Origin of the sequence: Pseudoalteromonas sp. bablab_jr010, from assembly GCF_016464105.1 — a bacterium.
Lineage (GTDB): Bacteria > Pseudomonadota > Gammaproteobacteria > Enterobacterales > Alteromonadaceae > Pseudoalteromonas > Pseudoalteromonas simplex.
Genome location: NZ_JACDWV010000148.1, coordinates 280,050 through 301,165, shown reverse-complemented (window position 1 = coordinate 301,165; position 21,116 = coordinate 280,050). Strand labels below are relative to the sequence as shown.

The 21,116-nt window shown below is 40.3% G+C and carries 20 protein-coding genes; 14 read left to right on the top strand and 6 right to left on the bottom strand.

Translation table 11 applies throughout. From position 1 onward, the window contains the following. Positions 1-373 precede the first annotated feature (373 nt). From edd to JIG37_RS14805, 4 genes are all read left to right on the top strand, one after another. Positions 374-2,224, top strand: a complete 1,851-nt coding sequence (edd, locus tag JIG37_RS14820; RefSeq protein ID WP_138600580.1) for a phosphogluconate dehydratase — start codon at positions 374-376, stop codon at positions 2,222-2,224. A gap of 34 nt (positions 2,225-2,258) precedes the next feature. Further along, positions 2,259-2,879, top strand: coding sequence for a bifunctional 4-hydroxy-2-oxoglutarate aldolase/2-dehydro-3-deoxy-phosphogluconate aldolase (locus JIG37_RS14815; RefSeq protein WP_054551439.1), 621 nt, complete (start codon positions 2,259-2,261; stop codon positions 2,877-2,879). 18 nt (positions 2,880-2,897) lie between these two features. After that, on the top strand, positions 2,898-3,902 hold the full coding sequence (gap, locus tag JIG37_RS14810) for a type I glyceraldehyde-3-phosphate dehydrogenase (protein ID WP_054551438.1): 1,005 nt from the start codon (positions 2,898-2,900) through the stop codon (positions 3,900-3,902). Between the two features lie 125 nt (positions 3,903-4,027). Then, positions 4,028-4,477 carry a hypothetical protein gene (locus JIG37_RS14805; protein WP_199529706.1) on the top strand — a complete coding sequence of 150 codons (450 nt, stop codon included), beginning with the start codon at positions 4,028-4,030 and terminating at the stop codon, positions 4,475-4,477. 117 nt (positions 4,478-4,594) lie between these two features. On the opposite strand, the gene JIG37_RS14800 is transcribed toward JIG37_RS14805, so the two are convergent. From JIG37_RS14800 to JIG37_RS14790, 3 genes are read right to left on the bottom strand one after another with little or no spacing between them, the layout of a single operon-like run. Continuing rightward, positions 4,595-5,302, bottom strand: a complete 708-nt coding sequence (locus JIG37_RS14800) for a class I SAM-dependent methyltransferase (RefSeq protein WP_175079559.1) — start codon at positions 5,300-5,302, stop codon at positions 4,595-4,597. Continuing rightward, on the bottom strand, positions 5,292-5,930 hold the full coding sequence (locus JIG37_RS14795; RefSeq protein WP_119851923.1) for a hypothetical protein: 639 nt from the start codon (positions 5,928-5,930) through the stop codon (positions 5,292-5,294). Before JIG37_RS14795 ends, JIG37_RS14800 begins: the two co-directional genes overlap by 11 nt. Before the next feature lie 18 nt (positions 5,931-5,948). Next, on the bottom strand, positions 5,949-6,515 hold the full coding sequence (locus JIG37_RS14790) for a sulfotransferase family 2 domain-containing protein (RefSeq protein WP_199529705.1): 567 nt from the start codon (positions 6,513-6,515) through the stop codon (positions 5,949-5,951). A gap of 662 nt (positions 6,516-7,177) precedes the next feature. On the opposite strand from JIG37_RS14790, the gene JIG37_RS14785 reads away from it, so the two are divergent. Beyond that, positions 7,178-8,299, top strand: a complete 1,122-nt coding sequence (locus JIG37_RS14785; RefSeq protein ID WP_199529704.1) for a sterol desaturase family protein — start codon at positions 7,178-7,180, stop codon at positions 8,297-8,299. A gap of 29 nt (positions 8,300-8,328) precedes the next feature. On the opposite strand, the gene JIG37_RS14780 is transcribed toward JIG37_RS14785, so the two are convergent. From JIG37_RS14780 to JIG37_RS14770, 3 genes are all read right to left on the bottom strand, one after another. After that, the gene (locus JIG37_RS14780; RefSeq protein ID WP_199529703.1) at positions 8,329-9,609 is read right to left on the bottom strand and encodes a leucine-rich repeat-containing protein kinase family protein; all 1,281 of its coding nucleotides are present in this window, start codon (positions 9,607-9,609) and stop codon (positions 8,329-8,331) included. A gap of 53 nt (positions 9,610-9,662) precedes the next feature. Further along, on the bottom strand, positions 9,663-10,376 hold the full coding sequence (locus JIG37_RS14775) for a YebC/PmpR family DNA-binding transcriptional regulator (protein ID WP_054561631.1): 714 nt from the start codon (positions 10,374-10,376) through the stop codon (positions 9,663-9,665). A gap of 74 nt (positions 10,377-10,450) precedes the next feature. Further along, positions 10,451-12,232, bottom strand: coding sequence for an ABC transporter ATP-binding protein/permease (locus JIG37_RS14770; protein ID WP_244664394.1), 1,782 nt, complete (start codon positions 12,230-12,232; stop codon positions 10,451-10,453). A 171-nt stretch (positions 12,233-12,403) separates the two neighbouring features. Here JIG37_RS14770 and JIG37_RS14765 point away from each other — a divergent pair, with 171 nt between their 5' ends. The 9 genes from JIG37_RS14765 (at position 12,404) to JIG37_RS14725 (ending at position 21,107) form a co-directional block, all read left to right on the top strand. Next, complete coding sequence (locus JIG37_RS14765) at positions 12,404-13,450, top strand: NAD(P)-dependent alcohol dehydrogenase (protein ID WP_199529702.1); 1,047 nt, start codon at positions 12,404-12,406, stop codon at positions 13,448-13,450. A 193-nt stretch (positions 13,451-13,643) separates the two neighbouring features. Beyond that, positions 13,644-14,021 (top strand): hypothetical protein, encoded by a 378-nt coding sequence (locus JIG37_RS14760; protein ID WP_199529701.1) that lies wholly within the window; start codon positions 13,644-13,646, stop codon positions 14,019-14,021. A gap of 74 nt (positions 14,022-14,095) precedes the next feature. Next, a complete protein-coding gene (secD, locus tag JIG37_RS14755; RefSeq protein WP_199529700.1) occupies positions 14,096-15,907 on the top strand; it encodes a protein translocase subunit SecD in 1,812 nt (603 codons plus the stop codon). Next, the gene (gene secF, locus JIG37_RS14750) at positions 15,904-16,824 is read left to right on the top strand and encodes a protein translocase subunit SecF (RefSeq protein WP_199529699.1); all 921 of its coding nucleotides are present in this window, start codon (positions 15,904-15,906) and stop codon (positions 16,822-16,824) included. The genes secD and secF overlap by 4 nt, the downstream gene beginning before the upstream one ends. 76 nt (positions 16,825-16,900) lie before the next feature. Continuing rightward, on the top strand, positions 16,901-17,377 hold the full coding sequence (locus tag JIG37_RS14745) for a transcription elongation factor GreAB (RefSeq protein ID WP_199529698.1): 477 nt from the start codon (positions 16,901-16,903) through the stop codon (positions 17,375-17,377). Positions 17,378-17,617: 240 nt separating this feature from the next. Then, complete coding sequence (locus JIG37_RS14740) at positions 17,618-19,012, top strand: RimK family protein (RefSeq protein ID WP_199529697.1); 1,395 nt, start codon at positions 17,618-17,620, stop codon at positions 19,010-19,012. Continuing rightward, positions 19,012-20,115, top strand: a complete 1,104-nt coding sequence (locus JIG37_RS14735) for a GNAT family N-acetyltransferase/peptidase C39 family protein (RefSeq protein WP_199529696.1) — start codon at positions 19,012-19,014, stop codon at positions 20,113-20,115. Before JIG37_RS14740 ends, JIG37_RS14735 begins: the two co-directional genes overlap by 1 nt. 30 nt (positions 20,116-20,145) lie before the next feature. Further along, a complete protein-coding gene (locus JIG37_RS14730; protein WP_054551426.1) occupies positions 20,146-20,640 on the top strand; it encodes an MgtC/SapB family protein in 495 nt (164 codons plus the stop codon). A gap of 26 nt (positions 20,641-20,666) precedes the next feature. Continuing rightward, a complete protein-coding gene (locus JIG37_RS14725) occupies positions 20,667-21,107 on the top strand; it encodes a GNAT family N-acetyltransferase (protein ID WP_138600714.1) in 441 nt (146 codons plus the stop codon). Positions 21,108-21,116 lie beyond the last annotated feature (9 nt).

The following is a 21,116-nucleotide window of genomic DNA, read 5'->3' as shown; positions in this document are numbered from 1 at the left end:
TATTTCAGGCTAAAAATTTTCATGATAACGCTATAAGTTACTGTTTTTAATTAAAACCAACCTCAAAGCTTGTCTTGTCTATACGCCTTTGATAGTGGTACTCCACATGAATTCTACTCATATTCTACTAAAATAAAATTGTTCATTATTTGGTCACTTAAAAAAATTAAACTAAATTTAACAGATAAGGTTGACACCGGTGTCACAGTCATGAGTTAATACAGTGACACCGGTGTCAGGTTGGTTGTGAGAGACAGCCTGTCAGCGTACCTTTGAACGGGTAAATCAAAGTTGCTCAGTACAATTATTTTCGTGGAGTCTGTAATTGTTACTGAGCCTTTATCCTCTAACTATAGAGATGAGTCGAATTTATATGTTGCATCCTCGTATCCAAGAAGTCACCGAACGCGTTATCGAACGCAGTAAAGAGACCCGCCAAGCTTATTTAGAGCGAATCGCGCACGCAAAAAAACAAACAAGAGTTCGTGCAGGTTTAGGCTGTGGTAATATTGCACACGTTATGGCTGCTTGTAGCAGCGATGACAAAGCTCGCTTAAAAGCAGACGAGCAACCAAACCTAGCTATCATCAACGCTTATAACGACATGCTTTCAGCGCATGTTCCTTACAAAGATTATCCGGAAATCATCAAAAGCCTTGCCACTAAGTTCGATGCTACAGCACAAGTTGCTGGCGGCGTACCTGCTATGTGCGACGGTGTTACTCAAGGCCGTGATGGTATGGAACTATCATTGTTCTCACGTGATGTGATTGCAATGTCTACAGCGGTTTCTTTATCGCATGACGTGTTCGACGGTGTTTTCTGTTTAGGTGTGTGTGACAAGATTGTCCCTGGACTTTTAATTGGTGCCTTATCATTTGGTCATTTACCAACGTATTTCTTACCAGCAGGTCCAATGCAATCGGGTATCCCGAATAAAGAAAAAGCCCGTGTTCGTCAAAAATTTGCACAAGGCTTAGTAAGTCGCGAAGAGCTGTTAGAAGCTGAAAGCGCATCGTATCACAGTGCGGGTACGTGTACTTTCTACGGTACCGCTAACTCGAATCAAATGTTAATGGAAATCATGGGTCTACATTTACCAGGTAGCTCTTTCATTAACCCTTACACAGAACTTCGTGATGGTTTAACAGGTCATGCTGTCGAAACCATGTTAAAGCAGTTAATCGAAACAAAAGATGCTAACAGCCTTGCAGACGTAGTAAGTGAAAAAACAATTATTAATGGTTTAGTTGGCTTGTTATCAACAGGCGGCTCAACAAACCACGCAATCCACCTAGTAGCAATCGCGAAAGCAGCGGGTGTAATCCTTACTTGGAAAGACATGGCTGACTTATCAGAAGTTGTGCCACTTCTTACACGTATTTACCCGAACGGCTCAGCAGATGTAAACCACTTCCAAGCAGCCGGCGGTATGGGCTTTTTAATGAAACAACTACTGAGCAAAGGTTACTTACATAACGACGTGAAAACGATTGTAGGTGATGGCTTAGAAGCATACACCACAGAGCCAATGCTAGATAAAGATTCATCAGTGATCATGACTAACAGCACAGGCCCAAGCAAAGTTAAATGGGTAGCGTGTCCTGAAAAGTCACATGATGAAGAAGTATTACGTCCGATTGATAACCCGTTTAGCAAGCAGGGTGGTTTACAGCTTCTTACAGGTAACCTTGGCAAAGCCGTTATCAAAGTATCTGCAGTGGCTGAATCTCACCAAGTTGTTTCTGCACCAGCTAAAGTATTTAGCTCACAAGGTGAGTTACAAGAAGCGTATAGCCGCGGTGAGTTAAATACAGACTTTATTGCTGTAATTAAAGAGCAAGGTCCGAAGGCGAAAGGCATGCCTGAGCTTCACAAATTAACGCCAGTAATGGCAACACTACAAGACCAAGGCTACAAAGTGGCGATTGTGACAGACGGTCGTATGTCGGGTGCATCAGGTAAAGTTCCTGCTGCAATCCACTTAGCACCAGAAGCGGTTGAAGGTGGTGTAATCGCAAAAATTCACGAAGGTGACTTAGTGACGCTTGATGCACCAGCGGGTGTATTGAAAGTACACGTAAGCGATGAAGAATTAGCAAAACGTGAATTACAACTTAGCCAACCAAGCCAAACATATGGTACAGGCCGAGAGTTATTTGCAGGTTTCAGAAATATAGTAAGTAGTGCAGACCTTGGCGCAAGTGCCTTTGGTTTAGAATAATAATACGCCGTTACTGGGCTATGAGGAACAAACAATGAGCATTGAGAAAATTTTATCATCGGCACCTGTGGTACCGGTTGTTGTTATCGAAAAACTTGAAGATGCAGCACCCCTTGCACGTGCGCTTTATAACGGTGGCTTAAAAGCACTAGAAATTACTTTACGTACGCCGATTGCGGCAGAAGCTGTAAAGCTAATGAAAGAAGCCGTACCAGAAGCATACGTTGGCACAGGTACCGTGGTTGATAAAGCGACATTTAATGCATCTGTTGAAGCCGGTGCTGACTTCATGGTTAGCCCAGGTGTAAACGACGAATTATTAGCACTGGCTAAAGACACTGATATTCCATTTTTACCAGGTGCAGCAACACCAAGTGAAGTAATGAAATTAGCAAGCCATGGCTTTAAGTTCTTAAAGTTCTTCCCTGCAGAAGCAGCGGGTGGCACAGCAATGCTTAAATCAATTGGTGGCCCTTTACCACAAGTAACTTTTTGCCCTACAGGCGGCATTAGCCTTGAAACAGCACCTAACTACCTGGCACTTAAAAACGTAATCTGTGTAGGTGGTACTTGGATGCTAGATAAACAACTTATTGAAAACAAAGACTGGCAAGCCATTGAAGCGCTTGCTCGCCAAGCAAGTGAAGTAAAATAATTAACGGGAGATATTAGAATGATTAATGTTGCAATTAATGGCTATGGACGTATCGGTCGTAACGTATTACGTGCCCTTTATGAGTCAGCTCAAAACAACGAAATCAAAATCGTTGCAATCAACGATTTAGCACCAGCAAATGTTAACGCGCATTTAACTCAATTTGACTCAGTACACGGTCAATTTTCTCAAAAAGTAACACTTGCTGAAAACACCATGCTAATTGGTAATGACGAAATTACCCTTACACAAGAGCGTGATCCAGCAAACCTTCCTTGGAAAGCACTAAACGTAGATATCGTTTTAGAATGTACTGGTTTATTCACTTCACGTGACGCAGCGGCTAAACACATTGAAGCGGGTGCAAAAAAAGTAATCGTTTCTGCACCAGGCACGGACATGGATGCAACAGTTGTTCATGGTGTTAACAGCGAAGTATTAAACGCTGACAGCAACATCATTTCAAATGCATCTTGTACAACAAACTGTTTAGCACCGATTGCAAAAGCAATCAACGACACAGTCGGTATCGAGCAAGGTAGCATGACAACAATTCATGCTTACACAAACGATCAAAACTTATCTGACGTTTATCACCCAGACTTATACCGTGCACGTAGCGCAACTCAGTCAATGATCCCAACGAAAACAGGTGCAGCTAAAGCAGTTGGTTTAGTACTTCCTGAACTTGCGGGTAAACTTGACGGCATGGCAGTACGTGTACCAACAATCAACGTTTCTTTAGTAGACTTAACGTTTGTTGCTAAGCGCGAAACAACTGCAGCAGAAATCAACGAAGTAGTTAAAGCAGCATCAGAAGGTGCAATGCAAGGTATTCTTGAATACAACGAACTACCACTTGTTTCTATCGACTTTAACCACAACCCAGCGTCTTCAATCTTCGATTCTACCCAAACTAAAGTAGATGGTAAGCTTGTTAAAGTGATGGCTTGGTACGATAACGAGTGGGGTTTCTCAAACCGCATGTTAGACCAAGTTAAAGCGCTAGGTCAGTTCTTATAATAGAACAGTAAAAGTTTAAGCTTTATCCAACAAAGCCACGTTTATCGTGGCTTTTTTGGTTTTTGCTGAAAATTGATTTGGATTCACATTACTTTATTGTGCGTAATTATTTTCAAGGAAAGATAATGAAAAAAATCTTATTAACTACTTCACTCTTTGTAATGTCGTTACTGCCTAGTTATGTTTCAGCATCAGAAGAAGCTGAGCAACTTGCAGTATGTTTAACTGATTCACTAAATGGCAAAGAACGAAAGAACCTCGCTAAATGGATTTATCTGGGTATGTCTACGCACAGTATAATTAAACCTTTCTCGAACGTGACAGAGCAAGATATAGATGAAACTAATCGCTATGTTGGTGCGTTAGTTACGCGTTTATTAACAGAAGACTGTCCAAAGCAAGCTAAGGCGGCGATCGAAGTCGGCGGACAGGAGGCAATGGAAAATGCATTCGGTATTGTCGGTGAAGTTGCAATGCAAGAGTTAATGACTGAGCCAAGTGTTGGTAATGCTTTAGGTGCATTTGATAAATACCTTAATCAAGATAAGTTTGATAAAGCATTTCAGGAGTACTAATAAAATTGCATACGAGCATATCAGATTCAAAAGGTTGCAATTCTTCAAATGGTAGAATTATCCTTTTGTATTCGTTACTTTAGTTTGCTCTAGCAATTTTGCAAAAAATATTATTTTTCAGGTTTTTCTACATGTGAATAGACAGTATCGAGGGAATTCCCATCTTGCACCATATTTCTCTTGTATATCATCATTAGGATAAATCTCATCAAATCTTTCAATTATAAAACCTGACTCAATCAATTTGTTAAAGTAGTCCGACAAAGGTCTGTGGTGATATGGAACATCATAAATTGTATTTTCTTGATCTTTAGTAATTTTAAAAGAAACATTTTTTGTAATTGGAGTTATGTAATTATATTCATTTCCAAAAAAACCTTTATATGAATTATAAAAGCAAGGGTGTGGAATCGAAAAAATAAAACTAGCACCTTTTTTTAAGTGGACTTTTATTGATTCAAAGAAACTAAAAATATCATCAACCACGTGTGCAACAAGATGAGAAAATGCAAGCTCATAAACCTTATCTCTTTTCAAGTCAAAGGAAGTACAGTTAAAAAGCCTTATATTTGTATCTGATAAGACATCCTTTGCTACATTATACATTCCTAATGATGGTTCAATTGCTGTTACACTCAGGCCTATAGTGAATAATTCTTTAGATAGATGACCAGTCCCAGCTCCGACTTCTAGGATCTCAGCCGGTGAAAGCATTTTAATTTGATTTATTAGGAGAGGCTTAAATACTTCATTGAAAGTTAAATCTAATCCAGATTCAATCTGTTCTTTTCGTATTTGTGCAGAATTACACCATCTATGAGGCATGTGATAACTCCTTTGACTTTCTTATTATATCTTTTGCCATCGCTATAATTTGAGGGCCTGAGTTATTGTCAAAAATTGTAATTTCATGATCCGGATGAACACCTCGTGCTATTGCTAATTTTTCAGCCCCACTGCGTTCCCCATTAACTAAAGTAAATCTAGCTTCTGGAGAAAACTTTTCATTTGTGACAATAAAAGTAGCTCCCTTTAAATTATCTACTAGAGGTGTATTAACTTCCTTGGGTGTGATGATTTCAATTCTAATACCATTATCGATTTTCTCTTGGAGAATCTTTAATAATTTCTGATCTCCCGCCAACCAAGATACTCTATTACTGACTATCGTAGCGCTTGTTCCAGTTGATATAAAGCTCTCCATAAATTTAATAGTGTCATTTGGCTCTTTATCTATTTGGCTGTCAGGAAGGTATTTAAGACCTTTCTTTGCTAGAACCAATACTACCGCTACTATTTCTAAGATTACAGAACCTATTAAAAGTTCGAGATGAGGTAATTCATTCTGGTTAGAAAAAAACCATACATATGCTATACCAATAATAGCCATTAGAGCTGTAAGACCAGTAATAGACAAAAATAAATAAAGAGTTCTCCTTACTAGAGCCTGCATTAACTTTTCTCCTAAGTATTAGTATTTATAACCAAAATGTTCTATATCTTTCTCATAGGCAACTTCAATAAGCTTTTTACTAAAAGGCGTATAATACTTTCTATAATTTTGATGAGTTGACCTGTTTGTATGTGGTAATTTTGCATTAACCCCAATTTTATTGCATATGATACGAAAGTCTTCATTTAATTTTTCAAATTTTCCTACAAAATTAACTGCAATCTTTTCAGAAGAATCACAAATCATATCAAATTGTAAAATTCTTTCCTCAGATACTCTCCATTCTATATATTCATCAAAGCACTCAAATTTTGACATCCATTCATATGCATAATGTTCTGGTCTTTGACGAATATAAAAGTAGTTTGACACCTGAATATCCCAAGGGTTACGTACAAACGAAAAGCTAAAGTACTTACTAAAATTCTCATTCCCGATGTAATTGATTATTTCTTTCAGTGATGCATGCTTTGGGATTTGGGTTTTATCATTGTTAGTGTAATTGGAAAGTGATTTTCGAACACTTGTACCACCCGCTTTCCAAATGTGAACAAAAATAAACTTGTGAGTATTAGATATAAGCATTATTCCCTCTGAAGCAATTGTATTGGCTTAATTCATAAAGCTCTTAGAGAGCCAATTTGTATTTCCTTTTTTATCATCCAATAAGATTTATTATTGATGATCTTGGAAAAATATGTTTATTCAATAGTTACTGTAGAGGGGATTTTTAACTAATAACATATGAAATTTCCTTTTTATATTCCTTGGTAAGAATTTCTCTTTTTCTTAAAGGTGAGTTAGTTCTTATAAAAATTCTTATTTATATTATTAATCTATTTAAAGCTGTATTGTAAAATAAAATTTAAAGTTAATAACTTAGTCAACTTAAAATTTCATGAGGGTAAGAATGTTTAATAAAATTAAACTTTTATTCGTTAATAAGCTGTATAGGTCAATTGCATTGGTTTTAGTCATTTGGCTGGAATAAAGCTTTATCTGTTAAGGCTAAAAACGCTTTCTTGAACTTTGAAAAACATAGTTTGTGCTATAGGCCAAAGGTTTCACATATTATTGCAATGCCTGCGTTGATTATTCATTACCTACCTGAACGCAGCATCGTTTTGGGTTTTCTGATATTAATATCAATTTGTTGTATACACATGTTCGTGATGGCTTAACGTATATTTGTTCCTAAATTCTTCTGTGTTATGCTGCAAAAAAATTGATAAATGGATTTTTATATCATGACACGTCTTTATCATCGGCTATTTAGAGCTGAGCAGTTTCAAGTGGGTGAAGGCAATATCAGTGGTTATATTGCTTGCTTCTTAGCGGTATTATCCTGTTTAGGGGTATTAGCTTTTCATTTTCCAGAGTACTTAACGACCCCAGAGCTCAGGCAAAACTACAGTGTTGAGTTTTTACGTCAGCTAATGTTTGTGGCATTAATTATTTCGGGCAGTTTAGGGCTTTTGAATTTTGTTCGTAATACTAATAAACGGCTGGGTGCAACGGCTTGGGTATTTATAGTTGTGGCAATTGCATTTGGCGGGCCGAATGTTGAAGTGGGCGATTTTAGAGATAATACGCCGTACTTGGGGCTTGATTGGTTCATTCTTGACTTACTTGGCTCCACACTGATTTTTATTCTAATTGAGAAGCTACTGCCGCACCGTAAAGAACAAAAAATTCTCCGCTCTGAGTGGCAGGGTGATTTAAATCATTTCTTTGTTAATCACTTAATTATTGGTTTTGTGTTGCTGGCAACCAATCAGTTCGTGCATCATGCTTTTGGCTGGGCTGTGTCTGATACAGTGCAAGGCTTTATTATTCAACTGCCATTTTTACTCCAATTATTTTTAATCATTTTAGTTGCTGATTTAATGCAGTACTTTGTGCATAGGGCTTATCACGAAGTGCCATTGCTTTGGCGTTTTCATGCCGTGCATCATAGTGCAAAAGAGATGGATTGGCTTGCTGGCTCTCGTCAACATATTTTAGAAATACTCGTGACGCGCAGCTTAGTGCTTACGCCAATTTTTGTGCTCGGCTTTCCATCGGATGTCATTAGCTTATATGTCATTATTGTTGGCTTTCAGGCTGTGTTTAACCACGCTAATGTTCGGGTAAAATTTGGATGGTTAAAGTATTTGCTGGTTACCCCTCAGTTTCATCATTGGCATCATTCATCTGATAAAGCGGCCATTGACCGTAACTATGCTGCGCATTTTTCATTTTTAGATTATCTATTTGGCACGGCAGTCAAAGGTCAAGCAGAGTGGCCCGATAAATATGGAGTGGTTGGGGATTACATGCCAGAAGGTATGTTAAAGCAGCAGGTGTTCCCGTTTAAAAAGCAAAAATAAAGCCTCACAGAGGCTTTATTTATAATTACCTACACTCGTAATCGCGAAACTAGCTCAGAAAGGCGAGGGCGTTCGTCTGAGTTTAGTACCAAGCACTCTTGAGCGATGTCAGAAAGCATCTTAGTAATGTCGTTTTGTTCACTCACTACGGTCAGTAGATCATCAATGAAATAACCAAGGGCGCGCACTTCAATGCCTTCTAATCGCCGCTGTTGATCAGGCGTCAGCATTGATAAGTCTGTTGCTGCACCAAAGTCACCGAATAATAAATCGCCCTGTGAATTGATCATGCTGTTATGGGCATAAATGTCACCATGGCTTACTTGCTTTTGATGCAAATGAGCGAGGGTACTGGCCATTTGCTTAACAATTTTTAGCACCATTTCTGCCGCGTACTGGCAGTTGTCTTCGAAGGTATCACGGGTACAGCTTGCAAGGGAGGGTGGCAAACCAAGATTCGTAAACTCTTTACTGATAAGCTCCATCACTAAACCAAGTTGTTCCTCTTCATCGACATAGCCCAATGCTTTAATGAGATTTGGATGCTCACTGGCTTTTAAACAACAATTTAGCTCATCGAGTGGATAGCCATCACTGGTGATCTCGCCTTTAAATAACTTAAGGGCAACAGGACGTTGATGCCAATTGGCCAAATGAATAACCCCAGACGCACCTTGGCCAATCTGCTTTTTAACTTGGATTTCATTCAGTGTGATTTTGCTAAACTGCTCACAGTGTAAGCTAGTTGAGCGATTTAAATCGTTACCAGAGAAGGCAAGCCAAGCAAGTTTCGGTAAAGCTAAAAGCCAATATTCAACTTTTGTAAGCTTATTGGCACTTAAACGTATTAGCTCAAGCTCGTTACAATTAGCCATTGAAGCTGGTAAATGAGTTAATTGATTACCTGCCAGTGCGAGCTTTTTAAGCTTGCTGTACTCACCAAATGAATCAGGTAAAGCGGGGATTTGATTATCCGTTAAGATCAGCCATTCAATCTGCGTTGGCAAACAGTGCGCTTTAAATTCAGTAATTTGATTACCTTTAAATGCCACCATGATTAAGTTAGGGCATTCTCTTAGCACGTCTGGAATATGTTTAAACTGATTAAATGATAAAAACAGCCGTTTGAGATTTTTTAATTTGTAAAAATCGTCAGGTAAATCACTTAGCTGGTTATTAGATAAATCGAGGATTTCTAACGTATCGGCTAGAGTATAAATTTCTTTTGGGAACTCGGTTAGTTTTGCAACAAGCTGAAGCCGTGTACAACCTTGTAGAGAACCGGCTTTTAACTCTTCGAGGGTATTCAATGTTGATTCCTTTGGGCTAAAAGGTAAAAGGCCAACTTGGTTGGCCTTTTTAATTAAAACTGTGCGTTATGGTAAACGTTTTGTACGTCGTCACAGTCTTCTAGCATGGCTAAAAAGCGTTCCATGACTTCAACGTCTTCACCTTCAATGGGTGCTTCTACTTGCGGCACAAAAGCAATTAGATCTTCGTGGAAATCAGTAATTCCCATTTCTTCAAGTGCTGTACGGGTGTTGTTGTATTCAGTGTGTGGCGCGAATACCGTCACTTTACCGTCTTCAACTTCTACATCTGTTACATCTACATCAGCCATCATTAGAGCTTCTAAAACAGCTTCGTCATCATCACCATCAAATACAAAAATAGCGAGGTGATCAAATAAGTGTGATACTGAGTTTTGCGCGCCAATTTTTGCATTTGCTTTAGTAAAACAAACACGTACGTCAGCGAATGTACGTTTGTTGTTGTCGGTTAAACAGTCAACAATGATCATACAGTTACCCGGGCCGTAACCTTCATAGCGAGTTGCTACATAATCTTCGCCGCCACCGCCTTTGGCTTTATCGATTGCACGCTCAATTACATGCGTAGGTACTTGGTCTTTCTTTGCACGCTCAATTAAGCGACGAAGCGCTAAGTTGCCATCGGGATCAACACCACCATTCTTAGCGCAGATATAAATTTCTTTTCCGTACTTTGAATAAACTTTGGTTTTTGCACCCGCAGTTTTTGCCATTGAGTCTTTTTTGTTTTGATAAGCTCTGCCCATCTGCGTGTTGCCTTTTTGTTATAGATAAAAATAAAGCGGTTATTCTAATCATTTAACCTACTAGTTAACAGTGTTTATTCTTCGCTTTGCTGTAACTGCCACATTCGTGCGTATTCACCATTCGCTGCAAGCAGTTGATGGTGCTGACCTTGCTCAACAACCTGTCCTTGTTTCATAACAATAATTTTGTCTGCGTCAGTAATTGTTGATAAACGATGTGCAATAACCAAGCTGGTATGACTTTGTGCGACTTCACGCATCGCGCTGAGAATGGCTTGCTCTGAATGCGAATCTAGCGCCGATGTTGCCTCATCAAATAATAAAATGGGTGAACCTTTTAAAATGGCTCTAGCAATTGCAATGCGCTGCTTTTCACCGCCCGACACTTTTAAACCGCGCTCACCAACAAGGGTTTTATCGCCTTTATCTAGGCTGGCAATAAATCCATCTAAATGGGCAAGGCTTATGGCTTTATCAATTTCATCTTCGCTTGCCGTTGGATTTCCGTAAGCGATGTTTTCGCGAATGCTGGTGTTAAATAGCACGGTATCTTGCGGTACGATGGCAATTGCTTGGCGCAAACTTTCAAGTGTCACTGTGTTGATTGCTTGCTCATCGATATAAATTTTACCCGCATCCACATCATAAAAACGGTAGAGCAGGCGGCTTAGAGTGCTTTTACCTGCGCCACTGGCACCCACAATCGCCACTTTGCTGCCAGAAGTAACCTCAAAGCTTAAGTTATTTAAAATTGGCCGTTGTTTGTCGTAACTAAACGACACATTTTCAAATCGAATAACTGCTTTGGTTGCATTTAATGGTTTTGCATCTTTGTCATCGCTAATGGCGGCTTTGCGATTTAACAGCCCCAGCATATTTTCAAGGTCAGTCAGCGCACGGCGTATCTCACGATAAACAAAACCTAAAAAGTTAAGTGGTAAAAATAACTGGATCATATAAGCATTGATCATCACAAGCTCACCTATTGTCAGCTCTTTATTGACCACTGAGCTGGCACCGAGCCACATTAGCGCTGTTATAGCCGTGGCTATAATAAGTGCTTGCCCTGAATTAAGTGCCAGTAACGATAAACGATTTTTAAGCCTCGCTTGCTCCCATTTAGCTAAAAAGCCGTCGTAGGTGCTCGCTTCATACTGTTCATTGTTGAAGTACTTAACGGTTTCGTAATTTAGTAAGCTGTCGATTGCACGGGTGTTTGAGTTGTTATCGGCAGCATTTGCTTCACGAATAAATCGGTTACGCCACTGAGTTACTATCACAGTAAAAGCAATGTAAGTAGTGACGGCAATTAATGTGACCAGTGCAAACCAAGGTGAAAACAAGGTCGCAAAAATAATCGCTACAGTGATTATTTCAAATAGGGTTGGCACGATGTTAAACATCAAAAAGCGCATTAAAAAGCTGAGGCCACTTGTACCACGCTCTATATCGCGACTGATACCACCTGTTTGCCTATCCAGGTGAAAAGCAAGCTCTAAACTATGCAAGTGTTTAAAAACTTTTAGGCCAATATGGCGCATAGCGTGCTCTGTAACACGGCCAAATAATGCATCGCGTACTTCACCAAAAAATACACTGGCAAAGCGCAGTAAACCATAGGCGATCAGCAAGGCAATAGGAACACTTAATAGCGGGTTGATACTCGCATCAACCGCGTCAATTATTTCTTTTAGTGCCCAAGGCATCAGCAATGTGGCGCCTTTTGCAGCAATAAGCGCTAAGACGGCTAAAATAACGCGGCCTTTAAAGGTCATTAAATAGGGCCAAAGTGTTTTGATGCTTTGTGATAGGTTCATTGCATCAGGCGATCTCGTTACCTGTTCTTTGCGGCTCATTCCACGCATTGGGAGTCTCTTGAATCAATTTGATAAAAATAGGCAAAAGCTTTCGTGTTTTAGGCAAGTGTAATTTGTTAATTTACCTCTATACTGAATGCATTATACACAAGCGCATTAGCAAATTAGTTAAATGCATGAGTAAAACACGAAGAAAACTAAGGAGTAAGCATGAAAACCGTCGGTTATGCAGCACATGATTCTGAAAAACCATTAGAGCCGTACCATTTTGAACGCCGTGCACTTCGTGATGAAGATGTATCAATTGAAATTCTATATTGTGGCGTGTGCCATTCAGACTTACACACCGCAGAAAACGACTGGGGCTGGACTCAGTACCCAGTGGTACCAGGCCATGAAATCGTTGGTCGCGTCCTTGAAGTAGGCAGCGGCGTTACTAAATATAAAGTGGGCGATAATGTTGCTGTGGGTTGTATGGTTGATAGCTGTTTAAGCTGTGACCAATGTCATCACGGCGAAGAGCAGTTTTGTCGCGAAGGTATGGTAGGGACCTACTCAGGACAAGACCGCATTAGTGGTGAACTCACTCAAGGTGGTTATTCAAAACACATTGTGGTGCGTGAAGAGTTTGTATTGAGCGTGCCTGAAGGCTTAGACCTTGCTAAATGTGCACCAATTTTATGTGCGGGTATCACAACGTATTCGCCACTACGTACGTGGAATGTTGGCCCTGGTAGCCGTGTTGGTGTGATTGGGTTAGGTGGTTTAGGCCACATGGCAATTAAAATCGCAGCTGCAATGGGCGCACATGTTACGGCAATCAGCCGTAGTGATAAGAAAAAACAACAGGTTTTATCTTATGGCGCAAAAGATTTATTGGTATCGAGCGATGAAGACGCCATGCAAGCGCATGCAAATCAATTTGATGTGATCATTAATACCATTCCTGTAAAACACGATTTTACGCCGTATATTCCGCTTTTAGATATTGATGGTACGCAAGTATTGGTTGGTCAAGTGGGTGAACTTGAAGAGACTAACTCAGTGCCATTATTAATGGGGCGTCGCCGTGTTGCTGGCTCATTGATTGGCGGTATTGCGCAAACTCAAGAAATCCTCGATTTCTGTGCGTTACATAATATTTTACCTGAAGTTGAAATGATCAAAATGGACCAAATTAACGACGCATTCGATAAATTAAAGCAAGGTGATATGGCCTCACGCTTTGTTATCGACATGTCATCATTAGAAGTTTAACAAAGTTAAATGACTAAGCGGGCCTAATTAGGCCCGCTTTTTGTTTTAGTCACTTTTATTTAAGTAATACCTTGTGTTTTATTTTTTTACCCTCATTATATCCCTGTCATCCGCTTAATTTATTGGTCAGTTCTTGTTACGGTTTTTCTCAGTCATTATCTTGCTCTTTACTGTGTTCTTTAGTGCACAGAGCATGGCTATGCCTGACACTCAGTCACACTTTTCTGCAACTAAATTGTTCCAAGTCGAGCTGACTAAAACACCAGTTATTTCCCAAACTCATACAGCTGAGCATCCTAAACCGGATGAACCATCGGGGTTTGATACCCTTATGCCGCGTTTAACTGCCAGTAATTCATCATTATTTCTTTATCATAGTCAGGTTGATCCTGATTACGAACTATTAATTGAATTCTTTGCTGAAGATTGGGGGAAAGAGCACTTTTTAGCGCCGCCAGGTGCTGTGCGTGTGATCCCATGGTTTGCATTAGCCTCTCAACGTAAATCCCGCATTAGTGGCTGGAAAGACGCTAATCTCTTGTACAAAGCCAATACCACCTACCATAGCTAAACGACTTCCTTCGTTACTTTTTATTTTTTGGAATTAAATTTTTACCGGCTGACAATGCCGGAAGGAAGTCATGTATGTCACATAAATCAAAGCCGGCGCTATGGCGTCGTCTAAAAATGAGTTATGTCGCTATGATAGCGGCGTGTATTTTATTAGCGGTTAGCGCACTACCTAACCTTTACCCTAACAAATCTTGGTTGCACATTAGCTTGCCAGATCAGACTGTGACGCTGCAAAGTGTGACAACGGCACTAAATCAACATGGTTTTGAAGTGACTGAAGCCAATGATAGCCAAGCACAACTGGCTATTTTATTAGCTGAACCGACTCAAAGTGCCAATGCGTTGAGCTTTATAAAAACGCAATACCCACAGCTAGAGACTAAAATTGTTGAGCATGCGACAAGCCCACAATGGCTTCAACAGCTTGGGCTTTCACCGATTAAGTTGGGACTCGACTTAAATGGTGGGGTGTTATTTGTGCTTGATGTTGATCTAGATAAAGCAATGCAAGAGCACTTAAACAGTGTCTATCAACAAACTAAATTAACGCTTCGTAAAGACAAAATTCGTGGTATTCGGGCAAGTGTTGTAAAAGAAGGGGTTGAGCTACAAATTTTACCAAGCGGCGAGGAGCAACTCGCAGGGCTTGTTTCAACGTTACAAGGTCAATTTAAAGGCCTGATGCAAACTAAATCAACAACGAATAACCTAACCACGGTATTACTGCATTTTAATGAGCAAAGCCAAAGCGAATTTAATAAACAAGTTATGGCGCAAAGCTTAACAACACTGCGTGGTCGTATTGAAGAGCTTGGTATCACTGAAGCGGTAACGCAAAGACAAGGTAAGCAGCGTATTCGCATTGAGTTACCCGGTGTGCAAGACCCATCAGAAGCGAAACGTATTATTGGTGCAACTGCGACTCTTGATTTTTACCAAGTCGTCGAAGTAGGTGGTAAAGCGTTTAATGTGCAAGGTGGTGGCGTTGTTAATTTAAATCCTGTTGCGATTTTTTCAGGTGATCACATTAATAATGCCAGTGTTGGCAAAGATGAATGGGGCAAGCCTTTAGTGCAGCTTAGTTTAGATTCGCAAGGTGGCGATGCCATGTCTGCATTTTCTAAGCACAACATAGGTAAGCCTATGGCCACGGTGTATTCTGAATACTCGCGGGATGCAAATGGCGACGTTGTGAAAAAAAGCGAAGTGATCAATGTAGCAAACATTGCCCAGCATTTAAGTTCACGTTTTAGCATTACTAATATGAAAAGCCCGCAAGCAGCCTATGATCTAGCGCTTTTACTACGCGCTGGGTCGCTCACAGCGCCAGTGACAATTGTTCAAGAACAAACCATAGGCCCAAGCTTAGGCAGTGAAAACATTGAACACGGTTTAGCAGCGTTAATGCTGGGTATCGGAATTACCCTTGCCTTTATGGCGCTTTGGTATCGTCGCTTAGGGCTGATTGCCAATATTGCTTTATTGCTTAATCTAACGGCTTTAGTTGGTTTAATGTCGTTATTACCGGGGGTTGTGCTGACCTTACCGGGTATTGCTGGGCTTGTACTGACGATAGGGATGGCAGTTGATACCAATGTGATTATCTTTGAGCGAATAAAAGAAGAGAAGCGTAAAGGCCGGCCTACTTATCAAGCGATAGAGCAAGGTTATAACCAAGCATTTTCGACCATTTTTGATGCCAATGTGACTACGATGATCACGGCAATTATTTTATATGCCATTGGTTATGGGCCGGTGAAAGGCTTTGCAATCACATTGGCGCTTGGGCTATTAACTAGTGTCTTTACTGGCGTTTATATTTCGAAAGCGCTTAGCCAAACACTCTACATTAAACTAACTAATTTAACGGGGGCTAAAGCATGAGTTGGTCAACATTAACTGCAGCTAGTAAAGCGCGCGTTTTAGGATTATTGCTTAGTTGTGTTTTAGTCATTACGAGCTTAGGTGTTTTATCTGTAAAAGGGCTAAACTTTGGTCTTGATTTTACAGGTGGCTACATCACGGAAATTAACACAGCGTCAGTCACAACAATTACAGATTTAAAGGCAAAGTTAAGCCCTGAGGTTGCGAGTAAATTAACTATAAGTAAAGCGGGTGAATATCACTTTGTTTTAAGAGAAGCACCAGAGGTTAGTAAAGCCAGTACTTGGCAAGCAGAGCTGAATGAGCAAGGGGTAGACTATACCGTTTTATCTAGCTCATTTTTAGGCTCACAAGTGGGTGATGAGCTTTTTGAACAGGGCTGTTTAGCTTTATTTGCAGCGCTGATTGCAATTATGGTTTATCTTGCTGTGCGCTTTGAATGGCGACTCGCGGTAGGTTCAGTGGTTGCACTGTTACATGATTTAATCTTAGTGCTCGGTTTATTTTCCTTACTTGGTCTTGAGTTTAATTTAACCGTGCTGGCGAGTTTACTGGCTATTATTGGTTATTCATTGAATGACTCAATTATTGTTGGCGACAGAGTTAGAGAGCTTTTACGTATTCAGCCAGACAATCAACGCATAAATACCCATGTTGTGATTAACGATGCAATTGGTTCTACCTTAACACGTACATTGATCACCTCAGGCACAACACTTGCGACCATTGCTTGTATTTGGCTGCTTGCAGGGGCTGCATTAACGGGTTTTGCTATCGCGTTATTTGTGGGTATTGTGGTAGGGACCTTCTCATCGATTTGTATCGCCGCGACCTTGCCGCAGTTATTGGGGTTAAGTTCAGAAAATTACACCCAAACACTGGATGATAAAACTAAAGCCTATATGGAGTTGCCGTAAGCCAGTTTTATAACTTACTTTCATCAGCCGCTATTTTTCCATAGAATAGCGGCTTTTCTGTTTTAGCTACTTTGATATGAATAAAACACACGTAATTGAACATTTACGCTTTGCGCTAGAGGCACAACTGCAAAACGCCAAAGCAGCGGCAAAAGCGGCCCATGATGCAGCAACTCACGAAGAAAGTGTTGCTGAAACTCAATACGATACCTTGGGTTTAGAAGCCGCTTATTTAGCCCAAGGGCAAGCTGAGCGAGTTAATGAATGCTACCGTGATATTCAGGCATTCAATGCGGTGTTTAAAGAAAGCGAGTTTAATAAGGTTCGTGAAGGTGCATTAGTGTGTCTTATCGATGAGCAAGATAACGCAAAGTGGTTTTTTATGGGCCCAAGTGCAGGTGGCTTAGTGGTTACCGTAAAAGAGCAGCCTATTTATGTTGTAACCCGAGAAGCGCCGTTAGGTAAGCAATTGATTGGAAAGAGCCTTGATGATGAAGCTGAACTCTCAATAGCTGGCAATAAACAACTGTACAGCATAGATCAGTTAATTTAATTATTGGTATTTTTAATCAGTAAATTTCATCTTCAAGTAAAAAATATCTCGTTGGTCACAAAGCAAAAAAACCTCTATAAATCACATCAAGCTTAAGGCTTATACCAATACGCTTAATTACCAATTATTGTGTTTTGGTATTTCAAGCACCCATCTAGTTAAGTGAAGTTTAGCCTCATGCGTTCACTTAATTGGTTGGGTGTTTTCATTTTTCTCATAAGACTTAATTTAGGAAAAGTCGTGTTTAAAACCTTGATAGTGGTTGATAACAATGAGCAACGTATTGCTCAAAATTTCGAAAATGTCATTACCTTTGACACCTACTTACGTGATTATCCAAAACATAATGAGCCAAAAACGCGCATTTTAAACTTGTGTGATACAGGGCAGTATTTAAGTAAAGGTTATTATTGTTCTTTGCTTGCTGAAGCGAGAAAGCATCAGGTATTACCGAGTGTAAAAACAATTAATGCGCTACGTAGCGATGAGCACAGCTCGCGTCATAAAGAACTTGCTGGTGGCACTGTATTTTTTGGCCATACAGATCAAGAGCAGCATAGTAAAGCAACCAAAGCACTATTCTCACAATATCCCGCACCTATTTTAGTGTGTGATGAGCAAGGAGTTGTTAAGCAAGGTACGATTGCATCATTAGATGACACAGCCTTTACAGAATTTGTAAAACAGCTCAGTAGTTTTACAGAGTCAGTATGGCGTATTCACGATAAAAAACGTCGTTACCGTTGGGATATGGCTATTTTGGTTGATCACCAAGAAAAAGTGCCACCAAGTGATAAAGATGCCATTGCTAAATTCATCAAAGCAGCCGCTAAACATGGTATTTATGCTCAAGCACTGACATTTGATGAAATAACCAATATTGCACAATTTGATGCGTTATTTATTCGTCAAACAACGGCTATCGACCATCCAACTTATCGCTTAGCAAGTAAAGCACAAAGCTTAGGGTTAGTGGTCATTGATGATGCTGAGTCAATACTACGCTGTTGTAATAAAGTGTTTTTGCACGATGCCTTTAATTATCAAAAAGTGCCGAGTTTAAAAACGCATGTTGTTGCTGATACAAGTGAAGAGACAATTGACAATTTAGAAGCAAACTTTAGCTATCCGCTGGTATTAAAAATGCCAGAAGGCTCTTTTTCGAAAGGCGTATTTAAAGTCGCTAATCGTGATGAGTTAGTTGCTAAGTTAACAGAGCTGTTTGAGTTCAGTGCACTTGTGCTTGCGCAAGAGTACATGTATACCGAATACGACTGGCGTGTCGGGGTGTTAAATGGTCGTGCAATTTATGCATGTCGTTATTTAATGGCGCGTAATCACTGGCAAATTTACAACCATGATGCAAAACGATTCTTCTCAGGTGGTTTTGAAACCTTGCCTACCTTTGAGCTACCTAAAGTGGTCCTCGATGCAGCATTAAAAGCCTGTAAAACGGTGGGTAAAGGTTTGTATGGTGTTGATGTTAAAGAGCATCAAGGTAAAGCATACGTGTTAGAAGTGAATGACAACCCAAGTATCGACCATAAAGTCGAAGATGCCTATTTAGGTGATGAGCTTTATATGATCATTATGGATGAGTTTAAACAACGCCTAGAAGCAAGAGGCCGCGGTTAATGAACGCATCTGTTTGTCAAATCCGCTTTGCACAGGCCACGGATTTGACGGCTCTTGTTGCCATTGAAGAGCAAAGCTTTAGCCGAGATAGATTAAGTAGCCGTAGTTTAAAACGCTGGATCAGCGCAACTCACGGCTTACTGATGGTGGCCGAGATAGATAATCAACTAGTTGGATATGGCTTAGTGTGGTGTCACAAAGGGACACGCCTTGCTCGGTTATATTCACTGGCGGTTTTGCAATCTCAGCAAGGTAAAGGTATTGCTGCGCAGTTACTGCTTGCGCTTGAAAGTGAAACGGCTAAACGGGGCCGTTTATACATGCGCTTAGAAGTTGCGGTAAACAACCAATCAGCAATTCGTTTATATGAAAAACTGGGCTACCAAGTTTTTGGTCATTACAGTGATTACTATGATGACCACAGTGACGCGCATCGAATGCAAAAAAACATTCGTCGTAATAGCGAATTTAATGCCGATAAACACACACCTTGGTACCAGCAAACTACCGAATTTACCTGTGGCCCAGCGGCGTTATTAATGGCAATGTCATCCTTGAATGATACCGCAATGAGCCAACACAAAGAGTTGGATATCTGGCGTGAAGCCACGACTATCTTCATGACTTCAGGGCATGGCGGTTGTCATCCTCTAGGGTTAGCACTTGCTGCAATGAAACGTGGTTTTAAAGCCGATGTTGTTTTAAATACCCGTGATACCTTGTTTATTGATGGTGTCAGAAGCGAAAAGAAAAAAGCCATTTTGCATACCGTACACAATCAATTTGTAGCCGAAGCAATAGCTGCAAAGCTGCCAGTGAGGTATCAAGAGTTAACCTTGGCCTCCATTGAAGATTGGCTTGCTGAGGGTAAAGCGGTGGTGTTATTGATCAGCACTTATCGGTTTGATGGTAAAAAGTCACCGCACTGGGTATGTGTAACTCATATTGATGAGCATTGCTTGTACGTGCATGACCCGTTTTGTGAGAACGAAAAGCAATTGGCGATTGATTGTCAGCATGTGCCAATAGCTAAAGCCGATTTTACTAAAATGGCTAGTTTTGGTTCATCGCGTCTCAGTACTGCGATGGCCTTTTATTTATAATTTTGATTGTTAGTTTGATTTGGAAGTGCAGTGACACTAAGTAGTTTATTTGATATTGCTCCTTATTCTTGGTCAGCAATAGGTAGCGCCGCATTTTGCGGCGCAATTATTGGTATGGAGCGTCAATTACGCGGCAAACCTGTGGGCATTCGTACTTCAGCGCTCATTGTGTTGGGTACTTATTTGTTTCTATCAACAGCGTTTATGTTACATGGTGAAGATATTGATCATTCACGTGTCGTTGGCCAGATCATTACTGGTATCGGCTTTTTGGGTGCCGGGGTGATGCTTGCAAAAGATGGTGCGGTTGTTGGTGTAACATCCGCTGCAACGATTTGGGTATTAGCATCAATTGGTGTTGTCATTGCCACTGACAACTTACTCGCTGCGATAAAGCTATCAGTGCTAGTGGTGGGGATTTTATATGGCGTAGATGTTCTTGAAGCTAAATTTAAGAGCCTAGGTCGTGGTGTGCATGCCCGTGTAAAACGCTACTCAAAGTTGTATTATCGAAAAGAAAAGTGACACTAGATATCAGATAAGAGTTATTCATGGAGCCTCTTTACGTAATAAAGCCAGCTAGATTAGAAGATTTGTTGTTTATAGATAGTCAAATACCAGAGTTTGATGGCCGAAATACCCTCAGTAAATTACAGGCACAGTGTGCAGATGTTGACCACCTAGCTTTAGTTGCTTATATCGATAATGAGCCTGTGGCCTACAAACTGGGTTATGCGTTAGATTCAAACACTTTCTATAGCTGGCTTGGTGCGGTTGCACCAAAATGTAGAGGGCAGGGCATTGCACAGGCTCTATTAAACGCGCAAGAAGCATGGGTTAAAGCCAACAATTACCTAACTATAAAGGTTAAGTCGATGAACCGTTTTCCTGCAATGCTGAGTCTGCTTATCAAAAATGGCTATTCAATTGTAGGTTATGAAGACAGAGGCAGCCTACAAACTAGTAAGATTTTATTTACGAAAGACATTTAAACTTATCAA